Here is a 16779-nt window from a genome sequence, read left to right as displayed (position 1 = left end):
AATAAACATTATTAAAAAACATATTGAGTTGATAAATAAGTATAACCGCTATTATCCCCATTAATTCGCGTTAAAGATTCAATAAATTGGTTATATCTTTTATCGTATACTGTCTTTTTATAACCTGCGCGCGGGAGGCGCGGTTAACAGCGGAGGCGTAGGCAATGGCTGAAACTGTTGTTGACGCATTTGCTGACCGCGCAGCTGATTTAACTCAAACTGCATCTGCTGATCCCGCTGCTGATCATTTAGCTGCTGCTGCAATTGTCGATTTGTATCTCGCAATTGCTGCTGTTGCCGATTTTGCTGTGCATGCGCTCCCGAAATCGAGATTGCAACGCCAACTGTCAACGCAAGAAGTGTAAACAAACGACCAGTTTGACGTTGACGCATCGGTCTTACATCTTTACCCGTTGCGTACATAACGTAACTCCCCCATCAAGCTGTATGCACAGGGAGTATATAGGAAATGCAGCTTACCGTGTGATCGATTTTATCAGCGGCTGTTATTAACATTGGGTGCTTGCACCCCCAAATCCGATTCTCCGCCCTCTGGCTTTGAAAGCACTTAGACGTCCGTGACAGATCCGCACTCCAACATTCCGCTTGCCGGCCCCTCTCTTTCGCTTAGCGAACGTGCACGACAAGCGGCGCGTCCGGCAGCGACTTATCTTTCAGGATTGAACGAGGAGCAACGGCGCGCAGTTGAAACCCTGGAAGGGCCGCTGCTAGTTCTGGCAGGTGCCGGCACAGGAAAAACGCGGGTGCTGACCACACGTATCGCCCATCTGATTGCTACAGGCGCAGCCTTCCCATCGCAGATTTTGGCCGTAACATTCACCAATAAAGCCGCGCGCGAAATGAAGGAACGCATCACCACCCTGGTTGGTGCGGTGGCAGAGGGCATGCCCTGGCTCGGCACGTTCCATGCTATTGGCACGAAAATTCTACGCCAGCATGCTGAACTTGTCGGTCTTAAATCAGATTTCACCATTCTTGATACCGACGATCAGATCCGGCTACTCAAACAAATTCTGAAGGCAGAGAAGGTCGATGACAAGCGTTGGCCCGCGCGCCAGTTAGCGCATCTGATAGATGGATGGAAAAACCGCGCACTTTCCCCGGAACGCGTTTCTGCAGGCGAGGCGCAGGGTTTCGCCAACGGCCGCGGTGTTGAGCTTTACAAGCTGTATCAGGAGCGGCTTAAGGTTCTGAATGCGGCTGACTTCGGCGATTTGCTGGTTGAAAACATCCGCCTGTTTCGCGAAAATCCAGATGTATTGACCCGATATCAAGAGCGATTCCGCTACATTCTGGTGGATGAGTATCAAGATACCAACGTCGCGCAATACCTCTGGCTGCGACTGCTTGCACAGGGGCGTCAGAACGTCTGTTGCGTGGGGGATGATGATCAGTCGATCTATGGCTGGCGTGGGGCAGAGGTCGATAATATTCTGCGTTTCGAGCATGATTTTCCAGGCGCGGCTGTCGTTCGCCTGGAACGGAACTACCGCTCGACAGCGCATATTCTGGCAACGGCCTCACATCTTATCGCTCATAACGAAGGTCGCCTTGGCAAAACACTGCACACGCAGGATATCGCTGGCAATCCAGTCAGTATCTCCGGCGCGTGGGATTCGGAAGAAGAGGCACGCCAAATTGGCGAAACCATCGAAACCCTGCAATTGCGGGGCGAGAGCCTATCGCAGATAGCGGTGCTAGTACGTATTTCAGCCCAGATGCGTGAGATCGAAGATCGTTTTGTGCAGCTTGGCCTACCCTATCGCGTGATCGGCGGCCCGCGCTTTTATGAACGGCTCGAAATTCGCGATGCTCTCGCATATTTCCGCTGCGTCATTTCGCAGGCGGATGATCTAGCATTCGAGCGTATATTTAACACGCCCAAACGCGGACTGGGTGATGCTACATTGCAGATTATGCACGCCTATGCGCGTCATGCTGGTATTCCGCTGATTCAGGCAACGCGTGCACTGCTGGAAACGGAAGAAATCAAACCGCGCCAGCGCACCACTTTACGTGAACTGCTGGCGTCCTTCGACCGCTGGTCGCGCAATCTTGAAACGCAGTCTCACACAGAGCTGGCCGAGACGATCCTTGAGGAATCTGGATATACGGCCATGTGGCAGAATGACCGTTCACCAGATGCTGCAGGCCGCCTCGAAAATCTCAAAGAGCTTATTCGCACGCTTGAGGAGTTTCCTGATCTGCCAAGCTTCCTGGAGCACGTCTCTCTGGTTATGGATGCGGCCGATGGCGACACAAACGAGCGCGTATCAATTATGACCCTGCATGCAGCCAAGGGCCTCGAGTTCGATACGGTGTTTCTGCCGGGTTGGGAGGAAGGCCTCTTTCCCAATCAACGCGCACTTGATGAGCAGGGGCGCGCTGGCCTTGAGGAAGAACGTCGTCTTGCCTATGTCGGTATAACGCGCGCACGTAAAACAGCAAAAATCATGTTTGCATCCAATCGACGCATTCATGGCCTTTGGAATGCAACAGTCCCGTCACGTTTTGTCGACGAATTGCCGGAAGCCCATGTTGAAGTGATAGAAGCACCTGCTGCTTTCTCTTATGGGAACTATGGTCGTAGCCGCTTTGATCAAGCAGGGGCAAACAAATCGTTTGGCTCAACTTATGAAACGCCGGGCTGGGCGCGGGCGCGGAACAACAGCTTTACAAGCAGTTCTGCACCAGGGGCACGCCGTGGCGGCAAAGGCACCTTGATTGAAGGCGAAGTGGTTGCACGGTCAATTTCGACCAGCTCAGCCTTCAAAATAAATGACCGCGTATTCCATCAAAAATTCGGATCTGGCTCAGTTACCGCAACAGACGGCAACAAGCTGACGATCGATTTTGATAAAGCGGGTCGCAAGACTGTTATCGACAGTTTCGTTAAACCGGCGTAATGGCATAAGTCATTTTTCGTTATTAGCTCATTGAGATCCTGAACAATGCCAATGTATGAGGGCCTGCTGCCGCCCAACCCCACCCACGTACTGCGTTTTGACACGGATGAAAACGCTGCCCGCGCGATGACAGACCTATTGGGCGAAGTGTTTGACCCTACGGAGTCGGCCGTCGCTGCCTTTGAAACAGATGATGGTCTATGGCACGTCGAAGCTTATTTTGCTCATCAGCCAGATGAGGAAGGCGTTCGCGATTTGCTTCGGCTTGTGATTGGTGAAAGAGCAGACGAAGTTACTTTCTCCGCTATTGCACAAAAAGATTGGGTGAAGGCTAGTTTGGATGGCTTGAAGCCAGTACGCGCGGGGCGCTTCCTTGTCCATGGTAGCCATGACCGCCACACGGTGAAAACCAACGATATCGCTATTGAGATTGACGCTGCATTAGCATTCGGGACCGGCCATCACGGTACGACCCACGGTTGCCTGTTGGCTTTGGTAGAAGAACTGAATTGCAGACGACCCCAGCAAGTGCTTGATGTCGGCACCGGCACGGGAATTTTGGCGCTTGCTGCAGCACGCGCTCTCCGTCACACAGTTATCGCCGGAGATATAGATCCGGTTGCCGTGAAAGTAGCGAGAGATAACGCACGCCTTAATGGCGCTGGTAATCATATCCGATATTATGCCGCACCTGGCGTGCGCCATGGTTTAGCCGATCGCACACATAGGTTTGATCTGGTATTTGCCAACATTCTGGCAAAGCCCTTGCGCCAACTGGCACCCGCTATTAGCCGAGTGCTAAGCAGCTCTGGCACCTTGATCCTGTCGGGCTTGCTATCGCGTGATGTGCCGGGCGTGCTCTCTGCTTATGCCGCACAGGGCTTGCGGTTAAAGAAGCGCACAGATCGTGAAGGTTGGGCAACGTTAGTGCTAAAGCGCGGCGGTTTTGCACCACGTCCTGTTACACAAATCTGAAGCGTTATATCTCCTGAAATAGGCCTACGATCCCGCGCATCCATCGAGATGCGCGGTCAAACTGTTACTATGAAAAATAGGTTAAGCCTTCAAATTAACGAATATTTATAAGTGTTTTGATTCACTCCCATCATCGCTTTAATTTTGAGGTTTCTGATGGGTGGATATCCTTTTTATATCAATGACATTGCCTGGTCCAAATTGCAGGATTTGTTGCCGAAGGTGAAGCGGGGACGGCGGCGTGTAAATGATCGGCGGGTCGTATCGGGGATTGTTTATGTTCTTCAGTCGGGTGTGATGTGGCGGCAGGCTCCGGCGATTTACGGACCACACAAAACACTTTACACGCGCTATCAACGCTGGAACGCTCAGGGCGTCTGGACGCGTATTTTTCAGGCTTTATCCGAAAAAGACGCGCAAGATGAGACACTTATGATAGATTCGACCACGATACGGGTACAGCGTTCGGCTCTTGGCGCCCAAAAAAAGGATGTCCTGCCACAGGTCGATCTTGCGGCGGTTGGACGAGTAAAATCCACCTGGCCTGTAACGGGCGCGGCAAACCCGTCGCATGGTTGATCACGGGTGGCAACATTCACGATGTTTGCCTCGCCCCGCTGCTGATCAACGCCTGCAATCATCCAAATTTACGCCAGATACTGGCGGATACAGGCTATGTTTCCAAAGACATCCGCGCCTGCGTTGAAGCCGCAAACATCACATATTGTGTGCCAGACCGAAAAAATGCAAAAGTCAAAAATACAATTGATACAGAGCTTTATAAAAAAAGATGGAGGGTGGAGGCATGCTTTGCCAAACTCAAAAACTGGCGCCGCATCGCTACACGATATGACAAATCAGCTCAATCGTTCCTCAACGCCGTAACAATCGCTATCTTATTCTCGTATTACTTAATTTGAATCCTCAGCCTAGACTACGGGGAATAGCGATAATCTCTAATGGCAGGAACGCTTTCCATGCCCAATGATCAGGTCTTGGATCATAACTGAACCCTGCGCTTGTTAACGCATAACAATGCGCAGGTGATCAAAGCATATAGAGGTATGAGCGTTTTATCAGTTCTTGTTGTGAATAAGCGGCTCTTTCGCAATCGCATCAAAAGCTTGCAAGCGCACTAAGAGAGATTCCAATTGTGCCAACGGCACCATGTTTGGTCCATCTGATGGCGCAGTATCAGGCGCCTCGTGGGTCTCGATGAATACACCTGCAACGCCCACAGCAACTGCAGCGCGCGCAAGAACTGGTACAAAACGCCTCTCACCGCCCGAAGACGCCCCTTGCCCCCCCGGTTGCTGCACTGAGTGAGTAGCATCGAAAATGACAGGCGCCCCCGTCGTTTCAGCCATAATAGGCAGCGAACGCATATCACTTACGAGTGTGTTGTAACCAAAAGAAGCGCCACGCTCCGTCAAGAGCACATTAGGATTTCCGCTTTCAGTGATTTTTGCTGCAACGTGACGCATGTCCCATGGGGCCAGGAACTGCCCCTTTTTCACATTAACGGCTCGCCCTGTCTGAGCTGCAGCGACTAGAAGATCCGTCTGCCGGCAAAGAAAAGCCGGAATTTGCAGCACATCAACAACCTCAGCAACAGGCGCGCAATGTTCGGGCAAGTGCACATCGGTTAGAACGGGCAATCCAAGTTTTTCGCGGATTTCAGCGAAAACCGGCAGCGCATCACTGAGACCAACGCCGCGCGCTGCTTTGATGGATGTCCGGTTTGCCTTATCGAATGAGGTCTTGAAAACCAGACCAATGCCAAGCCGCCCGGTGATTTCCTTAAGAGCAGATGCGATTTCAAGCGCATGCGCACGGCTTTCCATCTGGCATGGACCGGCAATAATCGCTAATGGCAACTGGTTGCCAAAGCGCACAGCTCCTGAGCCCTCACCTACCGTAACAATGTTCTGCACGCTTGTTTCCGCCTTACTCAACGAAGCTCTCCTCAAAATCAGATTGTCATGCAGGCTGAGTTGGCAATACCAGCAGTGAGCGAAACTGCACCTAGAAACGTTGCTGTACCAATCTCGCCATCAGCAATCCGGCGCGTGAGATCTGGCATGACAAGACGTACGAAACCATATGCCAAAATCTGTACAACAATAGCAATCAGCCCCCAGACAACCAGATCGACTAGTGTATCGGTGTTGATGATCGCACTCGACAGTGGCAAGGCAAAACCAATAAGGCTCAACCCCAATGAAAGAGATGCCGAAATAACATTGCGACGGATCAGCGCAAATTCATTATGCGCCGTAACAAATGTATAAATCAGCAGATAAAGTCCAACGAGAAATGTGGCAATGATGAAATCGATCAAGAAATCGATGAACTGGCCAAGTGTGGTCACCATCGCGATATTCCCCGCTCTTAAGATGTGTAGAAAATGGAGCGCCTCTGCTTCAAGGCAGTTTAAGAAATGCCCGATCCTGCAGGACCGGACATGATCAATTAGACAAGTCTGCTTTGCTTCAACGCCGCCGCAACAAAGCTGCTGAATAACGGATGCGGTGCAAACGGGCGCGACTTCAATTCCGGGTGGAACTGCACGCCAACGAACCATGGGTGATCCGTCCGCTCAACAATTTCAGGCAACAAACCATCCGGAGAAACGCCAGAGAAGCGCAGGCCAACGGATTCAAGCCGCTCGCGATAGTCCATATTGACTTCATAACGATGGCGATGGCGCTCGGAGATTTCGGTAGCTCCATAAATTTCAGCCACATGGCTCTCTGGCGCAAGCGATGCCTTGTAAGCACCAAGGCGCATTGTGCCACCCATATCACCATCTGCACGACGCATCTCAACCTGGTTGCCCTTTGCCCATTCCGTCATCAGACCGACAATTGGCTCATTGGTGGGCCCAAATTCGGTGGAATTGGCATCAGGGATACCTGCGAGCGAACGCGCAGCTTCAATGACGGCCATCTGCATACCGAAGCAAATGCCGAAATATGGCACGTTATGCTCACGCGCGAAGGTGACTGCTTTAATTTTACCTTCAGCACCACGCTGGCCAAAACCGCCTGGTACAAGAATGCCATTGACGTGTTCAAGGAAAGGCGCTGGATCTTCACGTTCGAAAATCTCGCTTTCAATCCAGTCGAGATTGACCTTCACCCGGTTGGCGATACCACCATGCATCAAGGATTCGATCAGCGACTTATACGCATCCTTCAGGCCAGTATACTTACCGACAATCGCGATCGTTACTTCACCCTCAGGGTTCTTAACTCTTTCAGAAATTTCTTTCCAGCGACTGATATCTGGCTGAGGTGAACCCTCAATACCGAAAGCGGCGAGCACTTCATTATCCAGCCCTTCAGCGTGGTAAGCGATCGGCACATCATAGATGGAGGTCACGTCGCGCGCCTCAATCACCGCCGTCTCACGCACGTTGCAGAATAACGAAAGCTTGCGCCGTTCCTCAACAGGAATTTCCCTGTCTGTGCGGCAAAGCAGAATGTGTGGCTGAATACCAATCGAGCGCAATTCCGCAACAGAATGCTGCGTTGGCTTCGTCTTCAGCTCTCCCGCTGCAGGAATGAAAGGCAATAGCGTTAAGTGGAGGAAGACAGCGTGATTACGCGGCAATGCCTGCCCCAGCTGACGGATGGCCTCCAGAAATGGCAGGCTTTCGATATCACCAACTGTTCCACCAATCTCAACCAGAACGAAATCCGTATCTTCATTGCCGCTCAGCACGAAGTCCTTGATGGCATTCGTAACATGGGGAATGACCTGAATCGTCGCGCCCAGATACTCGCCCCGCCGCTCCTTGGTCAGGATATCCATGTAAAGGCGGCCGGTAGTGACGTTATCCTCACGGGTGCAAGGACGCCCCGTGAAACGCTCATAATGACCTAAATCGAGGTCAGTCTCAGCGCCATCATCGGTCACAAACACTTCACCGTGCTCGTAGGGGCTCATCGTGCCAGGATCGACATTAAGATAGGGATCGAGCTTGCGAAGTCGTACGCGATAACCACGCGCCTGCAGAAGTGCACCCAGCGCTGCAGACGCAAGGCCCTTGCCCAGAGAAGAAACGACACCGCCTGTGATAAAAACGTACCGCGCCATGGAGATGCTCATCCCATCAAAAAAATATCAAGAGGCGTAGCAACCTAACTTGCAACGCGCTTTAAATCGAATCGACCGTCCAGTCACCAGTCAAAGATAAAGGGCCGGAAGCCCCGGCCCTCGATTGTGCAGGCGTACCTACCGTCCGCCCTTATTGAGAGTTCGGAACCTGCGGCACCGCAGGTGCAGCCGGCGCAGGAACAGCCGGAGCTTCTCTCTCCTGCAGCTGCTGGAGACGCTCAAAACCACTATCCCCACCCGGAGCGCCGCCAGGTACGACAGCACCATCCGTCGCGCCATCGAAAATCGACCGCGGCCCAGACTGATGACCAGCAAGAATCGTCAAAGCAAGACTTGTCAGAAAAAACAAGGTGGCCAGAATTGCCGTTGTCCGTGTGAGGACATTCGTTTGCCCCCGCCCCGTCATGAACCCTGCCCCGCTGCTGCTACCGCCGCCCATGCCAAGGCCACCGCCTTCTGAGCGCTGCAATAGCACTACGCCAACGAGCGACAGCACAATAATGAGGTGAACGACAATCAAAACGCTTTGCATGTCAGAATCCAAGCCGATCAAAATCCAAACCGCTAACAATCCAGAAACCCGGCAACGGCGCAATGCCGCCCGGGTACGGGAAAGAAGCGATCATACGACAGGAGAAAGGCGTTCCCGCCGTCACCAGTCAACGAAAAGGGCAGCGCCCGGACGTCGGGAGCATGCTCTAACATAAACATTGCGTTACCGCAAAGAAGGGAAAAGCAGTTTTTACTCTCTTCCCCCATAAAGCCTCAGCGCGCGCTATCTATAATACTCAGCAATGCCAAGAAAATCCGCTGCTTCAAGGCTGGCGCCTCCCACCAATGCACCATCGACATGGCTGACTGAAAGCAGATCAAAAGCATTATCCGGCTTCACCGATCCGCCATAAAGAATCCGAATCGCTGCTCCTGCCTCGCCATAGCGCGCCATAAGAACTTCCCGTATAGCGGCATGCATCTCGGCGACCTGCGCAATTGTGGGAATAAGCCCGGTACCAATTGCCCAAACAGGCTCATAAGCAATAACAAGATCAGATCCACAGGCCGTCTCGGGCAGAGAATCCTTAAGCTGCTCACGCACAATATCGAGAGCATTGCCGCCTTCACGCTGTGCGCGCGTTTCGCCTACGCATACAATAGGGGTTAGCCATGACATACGCGCAGCCATTGCTTTGGCGCGGACAACCTCATTACTCTCACCATGATCAGCGCGACGCTCAGAATGGCCCACGATGACATAAGTAGCGCCGGAATCTGCAAGCTGCACGGCAGAGATATCTCCCGTATGCGCTCCAGATGCCTTTGTATGGCAATCTTGCCCACCAATATAAACACCAGAGCCAACCGCCACGACACCAAAGGTTACTGTAAGCGTTGCAGGAGGGCAGATCAGCAGATCAACCTTGTTGCGAAGCGCGGCATCGTATCCCTGAATGATTGAAGCAAGCACACGCGCAGAGTGCTTGTTGCCGTTCATTTTCCAATTGCCCGCAACGAGCGGACGGGGGCGCAACACCGTCATGCTTTCCCTCTTTAAATTTATGTTCAGGTGAAAGGGATACTGATCTCACAAGTGAATGTCACCCACAAAAGTCGCTCTAGCGCAAAACTGCAGCTGTTACCCACCAACCCGGATAACGCTTCTGCAGCTGGCGGCTTGCATGCGCTGCCTCAGAAGGGGTCGCGAATAGGCCAAACACTGTTGCACCCGATCCAGACATACGCGCAAGTTTGCAAGCTGGAAACGCACGAATGGCTGACAGCGCCTCATGAATAACAGGCGCAAGCGATAGCGCTGGAGTCTCCAGATCGTTATGCGCATGCTCCAGATAGGCAAGTAAGTTATCAGGCGAAAAATTAGCCGGGAAGTGTGGACGCTCGACATCCGCACGCTTGTTTCCATCTGAAAAATTCAAAGCGCGAAAGACCTCAGGCGTTGAAACAGCCACGCGCGGATTTACGAGTACAGCACAGATCGCAAACGGACATGTCAGACGTTCAACAATGTCTCCCACCCCCGACATCCGGCTTAAACGCGGATCCAGACAAACGGGTACATCGGCGCCTGTTGCACGCGCAGCGTCTACCAACATCGCATCATCAATTGGATAATCATTCAAAAGGGCAATAAGTCTAAGTGCCGCTGCAGCATCGGATGAGCCGCCGCCAATTCCGGCCGCCACAGGCAAGCGCTTGGTAAGCTTGAATGCACCAACACGAAGCCCTGCCCGTCGCGCTTGGAATGCACGTACAGCGCGCAAAACCAGATTATCATTGTTAGCACCAGACGCAGCAGCAGTCGGCCCATCCACAATAAGGGAAAGCTCCTTATCTGATTGAAGGCTTAATACGTCACCGGAACCTGTAAATGCTACTACGCTATCGAGAAGATGGTAGCCGTCGTTCCGGCACCCCAGAATGTGCAAATTAAGGTTGATTTTGGCAGGCGCGCGCGCAGTGAGAATCATAGCCAAACCGATAGAGGAAACAGCAAACGATCAATCAAAATGCTGCCAAAGCATCATTATTTAGGCGATTTCTCAGAGTTTGCCTTCTTAGCGGCATCGGCTTCCGTTTCGGCTTTGATCAACTTGCCGTTTTGCATTTTACGCACGCCGGTATCCTTTTCATCAGGAAGCCCATTTTTGATCTTATCGAGGATCTTCGGCAACTCTTCCGGTTCAGGATTCAGATCGCGTGCGTGATTCCACTGGAACACAGCCTCAATGCGCCGACCAACGCGCCAATATGCATCGCCAAGATGATCATTGACCACGGATTCGGATGGTTTCAGCTCAATCGCACGCTCAAGCTCGCGCACAGCATCATCATAACGTCCAAGCTTATAATAAGCCCACGCCAGACTATCAGCAATATAACCATCACGGGGCTTGAGCTCAGCAGCGCGCTTGAGCATTTCAAACGCTTCATCCATGTTCTCGTTACGGTCGATCCATGAATAGCCCAGATAATTCAGAATTAATGCCCGATCGCTGCCAATGGTCTCGGAACCAAGCTCAAGCGCTTTTTTAAGATCTGCTTCAGCTTTTGCCCATTCCTTCGCGCGCTCATAAGCAACACCGCGAAAATAAAACAGCATCCAGTGGCCAACGTCCGGTGTACCGACGAGGTCAATGGCGCGGGTGTATGTCTTCGCAGACTCAGCATAGAGCTTACGTGCCTGCTGAATACCGCCAAGCGCTGATAACGCATCAATATTATCAGGCTGCCGCTCTAGCACGCGCGTGAGAAACGCAATCGCATCGTCTTGACGTTCAAGCGTGTTGAGAGCGCCAGCAATCTGAACATCTGCACCAATGCGCAGAGGTGATTTTACGGGTACTTTATCAAACGCAACAATGGCTGCCTCGTATTGCTTTAAACGCACGAGGATATCGCCACGTGTCATGGAGGCGAGCGCGTTTTCAGGATCCAGATGCAACGCCAGATTGAGATAAATCAGACCGGCAATCTCGTCGCCCTGTCCATTTCCGGCAGCACCGAGACCATAAAGCACCTCGGCCGCACCTTGCTGAGGCGTTGTGATCAACGGAGAGAGCTTGCGGCCTGCTGCCAGTTCAGCCAATGCATAGTGCACCACTGGGTGACGCGGCAAAAGCTTATCGAAACGCTCATAAACAGCCTTTGCCTCATCCTGCTTGCCGCGCTGCGATAGGACACGTCCATAAGCGTCAACAACCCGCAGCGTGGTACCCTCCGCAGCATATGCAGCAGCAAGGCGTTCCTCCCCCTGTCGGGCGCTACCCAAGTAGGTGGCGATCAGACCAGCATGAAAATCGCGAAAAACATTATAGATGCTTTCGCCGCTTAGATTATCAACAGTGCCAAGCGCTTCCGGAAAATTTTTCGAACCAGCCCAGCTCCATGCATTAAGCAGCGTCGCAGTGATATCAGCTGCGCGCCCCCGGCCACCGCGGTCAAAGAATCGACGCGCACTGGTGTATTGTTTGCGCTGCAATGCATCAACACCCAGCACCAGCTGCGCAAGGCCGTTGTTACGATCGCCCCGGGCAATGTCTCTTGCGGTCGCGATGGCTTCCGGCATTGATCCATTAGCCAGGAAAGCTACAAAAGCACGCTCGCGCAGATCAACATTGCGCGGATCATCTTTCAGTGCCTCATGGAAAAATATAGCAGCAGCAGAGGTATCACGCGATGCGCCAGCAATGATTGCTGCAAGGTAATTGCCATCAAGAGTATCAGCTGGTGTGTAATCAGGCACAATATCGTCGATCACAGAAAGACGAGCGAATGCGGGAGCTGCGCTTACACATGAAAGCGCCGTCATAACCATAGCGAACCGCGCAAGGCGCGCAAAAGACTTACCAGCCACCGACAACTTCCCTGATCACGAATCTGGCGTGATGCCAATCCGAATAGTTCTTTTCAACATGGCTCTTTCCGCGCTTGCGAGCAAGATGTCACCAAGCCATCGCACGAAATTGTGGTGAATGCGTCTTTATAGCATCATTTTATCTGCGAGGATCGCTCTATTATGCAAAACCGCATCTCAAACAGAGCGTTATGGGCACGTCTTAATATCGGGCTATCATACGGATGCCGTAATAACTGTGCCTTCGATTGCTGCGCGCGCGTACTGAAGATGCGCAGGACGCGGCCCACCATTGGCCCAATCAAGCAATTCTACAGTATGGACTACAGAAACCTGTTCACCCGCCAGCGTAAACCCCTGTCCTATCTGTGTCATGCAGCCGATATTGCCAGTGGCAACGATCTGCACACCTGTCTTGCGGATATTACCTACCTTGCGATCACGTAACTGGCTTGCGATTTCTGGTTGCAGCATGTTGTAAGCACCAGCCGAGCCACAGCATATATGACCTTCGGGAACATCCTTCACCACAAAACCAGCCTTACGCAGCAAGCTCTTGGGCTCATCACGAATCTGCTGACCGTGCTGCATGGAACAGGCAGAATGGTAGGCAACGACAAGGCCCTTTGCCTGCTCTGAAGCTTGCTCATCGTGCACCTTCGACCAGTCGATATTCATTAACGTGAGATATTCTGTAACGTCTTTTGCAAGGCTTGAGACGGCTTGTGCCTTTTGCGCCCATTCCGGATCATCTCGGAACATGAAGCCGTAATCCTTGATCGTCGTGCCACAGCCTGAAGCCGTGATGATGATGGCATCAAGGCCATCGCCTTCAATCTCATGCGTCCATGCATCGATGGCTTGATGGGCAAGTGCGTGCGCCTGTGCCTCGCGGCCCATATGATGCACCAGCGCACCGCAACATCCCTCGTTAGCAAGCACAACTTCAATGCCATTACGTGTCAAAAGACGGATCGTTGCCGCATTTATACCAGGATCTAGAACCGGCTGGGCACATCCACCTAGCAGTGCAACGCGCCCGCGGCGTTCGCCCTCTGCGGGAATAACATGTGGTCCTTGCGGACCTTCTTCGGGAATGCGGGTTGGCGCAAGCGCCAGCATTGCACTTAATCGCGGCCCCACTCCTGGTAGAAAGCTGATCATCCGTGCAAAAGGACGCGCCAACGCAGATGCCTTCAGCACCAAACGAAAGCGGTTGCGATAGGGCAACACCGAAGCGATCAGCGAACGCATCATGCGATCAGCCAGCGGGCGCTTCCAGGTGGCCTCAATGTGGGCACGCGCATGATCGACAAGGTGCATGTAATGCACGCCTGATGGACAGGTCGTCATGCAGGACAGGCACGACAAACACCGATCAACATGTTTGACTACAGGCGCGGTGGCGGCTTTGCCGCTTTCCAGCATATCCTTGATCATATAGATGCGCCCACGCGGGGAATCCGCCTCATCTCCCAGTAAAAGATAAGTAGGGCAAGTCGCTGTGCAAAAACCGCAGTGCACACAGGTGCGCAGGATTTTCTCGGATTCCTTCATCTGCGCTGTGTTGAGTTGATCAGGGCGGAAATTCGTTTGCATATTTATACCCCTGCAACCATACGTCCGGGCTCAAGAATACCCACCGGATCAAATGCCTGCTTCAGCCCCGCACTAAGGCGCATGAATGGTTCCGCCAGCGGCTGGAATACGGGTACTGTCGCACGCACCTCAATCGGCGCACGGATCAATGTGGCATGGCCGCCATAGCGGGCAACCGCAGCACGCACAGCAATCGCCCCAGCATTGTCAGCTGCCGGCACAGAAAGCCAGACAAGTCCTCCGCTCCAATCGTAAAAATGCTTGATATCGAGCGTTTCACGCAGAGCTGCAACAAGATCGGGACCGCGCGTCGGGGCCGTTGAAACACGCCAAACAGCATGCTCAACAGGTTGCGCTATGGGCGCACAATCACGCACCCTTGCCCAGATGAGATGACTATCCGCCCCCTCAATCAACGCGTGCCCACCGAAGGCTGCAAGGCGCCCTCCCAATGCTTCCGCCCGATAGCGAACAGAAAACGCGGAACCTTCCAGCCGCAGCAAGGTAAAGGCAGTGCCTGCAGCGTCATTAGCATCCCAACCATCCGGAAGATGAGCGGCCCCGCTTACGCCAAAAGGCGAACCCATTGCATCGCATAGCGCGGCAATTGCCTGCCTATCGTTCAGACCACTCAGAACAAGCGTAGTCTCACTTTCAGGGATTGGCGAAACCTTGAATGTCACCTCTGTCAAAAACCCGAGTGTCCCCCATGAACCAGCCAACAGCTTGACCAGGTCCAGCCCCGTAACGTTCTTCATCACCCGTCCGCCGGATTTGACCACCTCGCCTCTGCCATTAATGAAACGCACCCCAAGAAGGCTATCGCGGCACGCGCCTGCCTGAATCCGCCGAGGACCAGACCAATTGGCCGCAACAATGCCACCTATGGTTTGCTGAGCATCTCTTTCCATCAGAAGCACAGGCTGCATAGGCTCGAATGTCAGCCGCTGCCCTTTAGCCGCCAGATGCCGTTCAAGATCTTCAAGGCGCGTGCCTGCATGCACAGACACAACCATTTCAGAAGGTTCGTAAAGCGTAATGCCACTCAGCGCGAGTGACGTGAGACAATGCTCGGCATTGCTCGGACGGCCAATACCTGCCTTCGTGCCGCTACCTGCCAGCGCCAATGGCGTGCGTTCAGCCTGTGCCTGGCGGATGATATCCGCAGCTTCTGCCTCGGTTGTGGGGGCAAAAACACTCATACTTTCTACCCCGATGAAACGTTATCTTGCGGCATCAGCCGGTTTTCCAGCGGGAAAACTTTTGCCGGGTTAAGCAGCCAACGCGGATCAAACACTGCCCGCGCGCGCATCTGCTGTTCAAGGTCGGTGCGCGTATATTGGTAGGTCATCAGATCACGCTTTTCTATGCCGACGCCATGTTCACCGGTTAGGCAACCGCCGACATCGACACAAAGCTTGAGCACCTCAGCACCCGCCAGCTCCGCCCGCTCCAGATCACCTGGCTTGGCAGCATTATAGAGAATGAGCGGATGCAAATTGCCATCGCCGGCATGGAAAATATTGGCCACACCGACACCATTCTCCGCACAGATCTCAGCAATCCGTCGCAACACCAGTGACAGCTGCCCGGTCGGTATCGTGCCATCCATGCAAAGATAATCAGCGATACGCCCCATCGCACCGAAGGCAGACTTGCGTCCTTTCCAGATAGCAGCGCTTTCCGATGAGGATTGGGAAACCTTGAGCGTTAGCGGATTGAACATGCGCGCAATGGCCTCAATCTTCGCCAGCTCATCGGCAATTTCCGCCTCTGATCCCTCAACCTCGATGATCAGCATTGCTTCGGCTTCAATCGGATAGCCCGCCCTGGCAAAATCCTCGCAGATACGGATCGCAGGCCCATCCATAAACTCAAGGGCCACCGGAATAATGCCCGCCGATATGATAGCCGTAACGCAGGCACCAGCGGTTTCGCTGGAGTCAAAGCCAATCAGCAATGGCCGCGCCCCCTCAGCCAATGGCAGAATACGCACCGTGGCTTCGGTAACGATCCCAAGTTGTCCCTCAGAACCCGTCAGCAATCCCAATATGTCGTAGCCTGCGGCATCAAGATGATCCCCGCCAATATCGACAACGGTGCCATCCATCAGCACCAACCGCACGCCCATCAGGTTGTTGGTGGTGACGCCATACTTCAGGCAATGCGCACCACCTGAGTTCATGGCGATATTACCTGCAATCGTACAGGCAAGCTGGCTCGATGGATCGGGCGCGTAAAAAAAGCCATCTGCTGTAACGGCATCGCTGATTGCGAGATTTGTAATGCCCGCTTCCACCCGCGCCGTTCTATTTGCGTAATCGATATCAATCACCCGCCGCATGCGCGATACGCCAATGACCACGGCATCCGGTTGCGGAATAGCGCCCCCCGCTAATGACGTGCCTGCACCACGTGGGATAACCTTGATCCCCTCACGATTGCAGTATGAAAGCACCGCCGCAACCTCTTCCGTAGAGGAGGGTAACACCACCGCCAACGGCACTTGACGATAAGCCGCCAAGGCATCCGTTTCGAATGCTCGCCGCTCGTCTTCACTGGTTATCAGCCCATCAGCCGACACCAGCTTCGCCAGATCAGCCCAAATGGCATCGCGACGCGCGAGAATCTCTGGATCAGGGGTGGGAAAGGCAATCGTGGTCATGAGGTCCATGCTTGTTGGATTGCGAAGATGTGGGATGATCACATCTGGAACACTTCCAACAATGAACAGCGCTTGCCCGTGCAAGTCAATGCATGGACGGGCGACAGACCTTTGACAAAATG

At 53.2% G+C, this 16779-nt stretch carries 13 protein-coding genes and 1 pseudogene; 4 read left to right on the top strand and 10 right to left on the bottom strand.

All coding sequences use genetic code 11. From position 1 onward, the window contains the following. Positions 1-164 precede the first annotated feature (164 nt). The 4 genes and pseudogenes from VRZ32_RS12750 to VRZ32_RS12735 all read left to right on the top strand — a co-directional run. Positions 165-365, top strand: coding sequence for a hypothetical protein (locus VRZ32_RS12750; protein ID WP_414526093.1), 201 nt, complete (start codon positions 165-167; stop codon positions 363-365). Between the two features lie 213 nt (positions 366-578). Further along, the gene (locus tag VRZ32_RS12745; RefSeq protein ID WP_414526092.1) at positions 579-2927 is read left to right on the top strand and encodes an ATP-dependent helicase; all 2349 of its coding nucleotides are present in this window, start codon (positions 579-581) and stop codon (positions 2925-2927) included. Between the two features lie 51 nt (positions 2928-2978). Beyond that, positions 2979-3902, top strand: coding sequence for a 50S ribosomal protein L11 methyltransferase (locus VRZ32_RS12740; RefSeq protein WP_414526213.1), 924 nt, complete (start codon positions 2979-2981; stop codon positions 3900-3902). 192 nt (positions 3903-4094) lie between these two features. Further along, positions 4095-4822: pseudogene (locus VRZ32_RS12735) on the top strand (IS5 family transposase); the annotation flags it as partial. A gap of 156 nt (positions 4823-4978) precedes the next feature. On the opposite strand, the gene kdsA reads toward VRZ32_RS12735, so the two are convergent. The 10 genes from kdsA to VRZ32_RS12685 form a co-directional block, all read right to left on the bottom strand. Further along, on the bottom strand, positions 4979-5857 hold the full coding sequence (kdsA, locus tag VRZ32_RS12730; RefSeq protein ID WP_414526091.1) for a 3-deoxy-8-phosphooctulonate synthase: 879 nt from the start codon (positions 5855-5857) through the stop codon (positions 4979-4981). 17 nt (positions 5858-5874) lie between these two features. Continuing rightward, positions 5875-6276 carry a DUF350 domain-containing protein gene (locus VRZ32_RS12725; protein WP_414526090.1) on the bottom strand — a complete coding sequence of 134 codons (402 nt, stop codon included), beginning with the start codon at positions 6274-6276 and terminating at the stop codon, positions 5875-5877. Between the two features lie 98 nt (positions 6277-6374). Further along, complete coding sequence (locus tag VRZ32_RS12720) at positions 6375-8003, bottom strand: CTP synthase (protein ID WP_414526089.1); 1629 nt, start codon at positions 8001-8003, stop codon at positions 6375-6377. Positions 8004-8154: 151 nt separating this feature from the next. Continuing rightward, the gene (gene secG, locus VRZ32_RS12715) at positions 8155-8556 is read right to left on the bottom strand and encodes a preprotein translocase subunit SecG (RefSeq protein WP_414526088.1); all 402 of its coding nucleotides are present in this window, start codon (positions 8554-8556) and stop codon (positions 8155-8157) included. Between the two features lie 243 nt (positions 8557-8799). Continuing rightward, positions 8800-9561, bottom strand: coding sequence for a triose-phosphate isomerase (gene tpiA / locus VRZ32_RS12710; RefSeq protein WP_414526087.1), 762 nt, complete (start codon positions 9559-9561; stop codon positions 8800-8802). A gap of 76 nt (positions 9562-9637) precedes the next feature. After that, positions 9638-10507 carry a 4-(cytidine 5'-diphospho)-2-C-methyl-D-erythritol kinase gene (locus tag VRZ32_RS12705; RefSeq protein WP_414526086.1) on the bottom strand — a complete coding sequence of 290 codons (870 nt, stop codon included), beginning with the start codon at positions 10505-10507 and terminating at the stop codon, positions 9638-9640. A 56-nt stretch (positions 10508-10563) separates the two neighbouring features. Further along, complete coding sequence (locus tag VRZ32_RS12700) at positions 10564-12393, bottom strand: tetratricopeptide repeat protein (RefSeq protein WP_414526085.1); 1830 nt, start codon at positions 12391-12393, stop codon at positions 10564-10566. Positions 12394-12609: 216 nt separating this feature from the next. Then, positions 12610-13992 (bottom strand): glycolate oxidase subunit GlcF, encoded by a 1383-nt coding sequence (gene glcF / locus VRZ32_RS12695; protein WP_414526084.1) that lies wholly within the window; start codon positions 13990-13992, stop codon positions 12610-12612. Between the two features lie 2 nt (positions 13993-13994). After that, the gene (glcE, locus tag VRZ32_RS12690; RefSeq protein ID WP_414526083.1) at positions 13995-15194 is read right to left on the bottom strand and encodes a glycolate oxidase subunit GlcE; all 1200 of its coding nucleotides are present in this window, start codon (positions 15192-15194) and stop codon (positions 13995-13997) included. A gap of 5 nt (positions 15195-15199) precedes the next feature. After that, positions 15200-16657 carry an FAD-linked oxidase C-terminal domain-containing protein gene (locus VRZ32_RS12685; RefSeq protein ID WP_414526082.1) on the bottom strand — a complete coding sequence of 486 codons (1458 nt, stop codon included), beginning with the start codon at positions 16655-16657 and terminating at the stop codon, positions 15200-15202. Positions 16658-16779 lie beyond the last annotated feature (122 nt).

The organism is Pseudochelatococcus sp. G4_1912 (assembly GCF_047501465.1).
GTDB lineage: Bacteria > Pseudomonadota > Alphaproteobacteria > Rhizobiales > Beijerinckiaceae > Pseudochelatococcus.
Note: the sequence above shows the minus strand (reverse complement) of the source record. Positions and strands in the feature narration are given on the sequence as shown.

Coding starts and splice junctions, on each gene's coding strand:
- VRZ32_RS12750 (WP_414526093.1), top strand. CDS start 165: ATGGCTGAAACTGTTGTTGACGCATTTGCTGACCGCGCAGCTGATTTA.
- VRZ32_RS12740 (WP_414526213.1), top strand. CDS start 2,979: ATGTATGAGGGCCTGCTGCCGCCCAACCCCACCCACGTACTGCGTTTT.
- VRZ32_RS12725 (WP_414526090.1), bottom strand. CDS start 6,276: ATGGTGACCACACTTGGCCAGTTCATCGATTTCTTGATCGATTTCATC.
- VRZ32_RS12720 (WP_414526089.1), bottom strand. CDS start 8,003: ATGGCGCGGTACGTTTTTATCACAGGCGGTGTCGTTTCTTCTCTGGGC.
- secG (WP_414526088.1), bottom strand. CDS start 8,556: ATGCAAAGCGTTTTGATTGTCGTTCACCTCATTATTGTGCTGTCGCTC.
- tpiA (WP_414526087.1), bottom strand. CDS start 9,561: ATGACGGTGTTGCGCCCCCGTCCGCTCGTTGCGGGCAATTGGAAAATG.
- VRZ32_RS12705 (WP_414526086.1), bottom strand. CDS start 10,507: ATGATTCTCACTGCGCGCGCGCCTGCCAAAATCAACCTTAATTTGCAC.
- glcF (WP_414526084.1), bottom strand. CDS start 13,992: ATGCAAACGAATTTCCGCCCTGATCAACTCAACACAGCGCAGATGAAG.
- glcE (WP_414526083.1), bottom strand. CDS start 15,194: ATGAGTGTTTTTGCCCCCACAACCGAGGCAGAAGCTGCGGATATCATC.
- VRZ32_RS12685 (WP_414526082.1), bottom strand. CDS start 16,657: ATGACCACGATTGCCTTTCCCACCCCTGATCCAGAGATTCTCGCGCGT.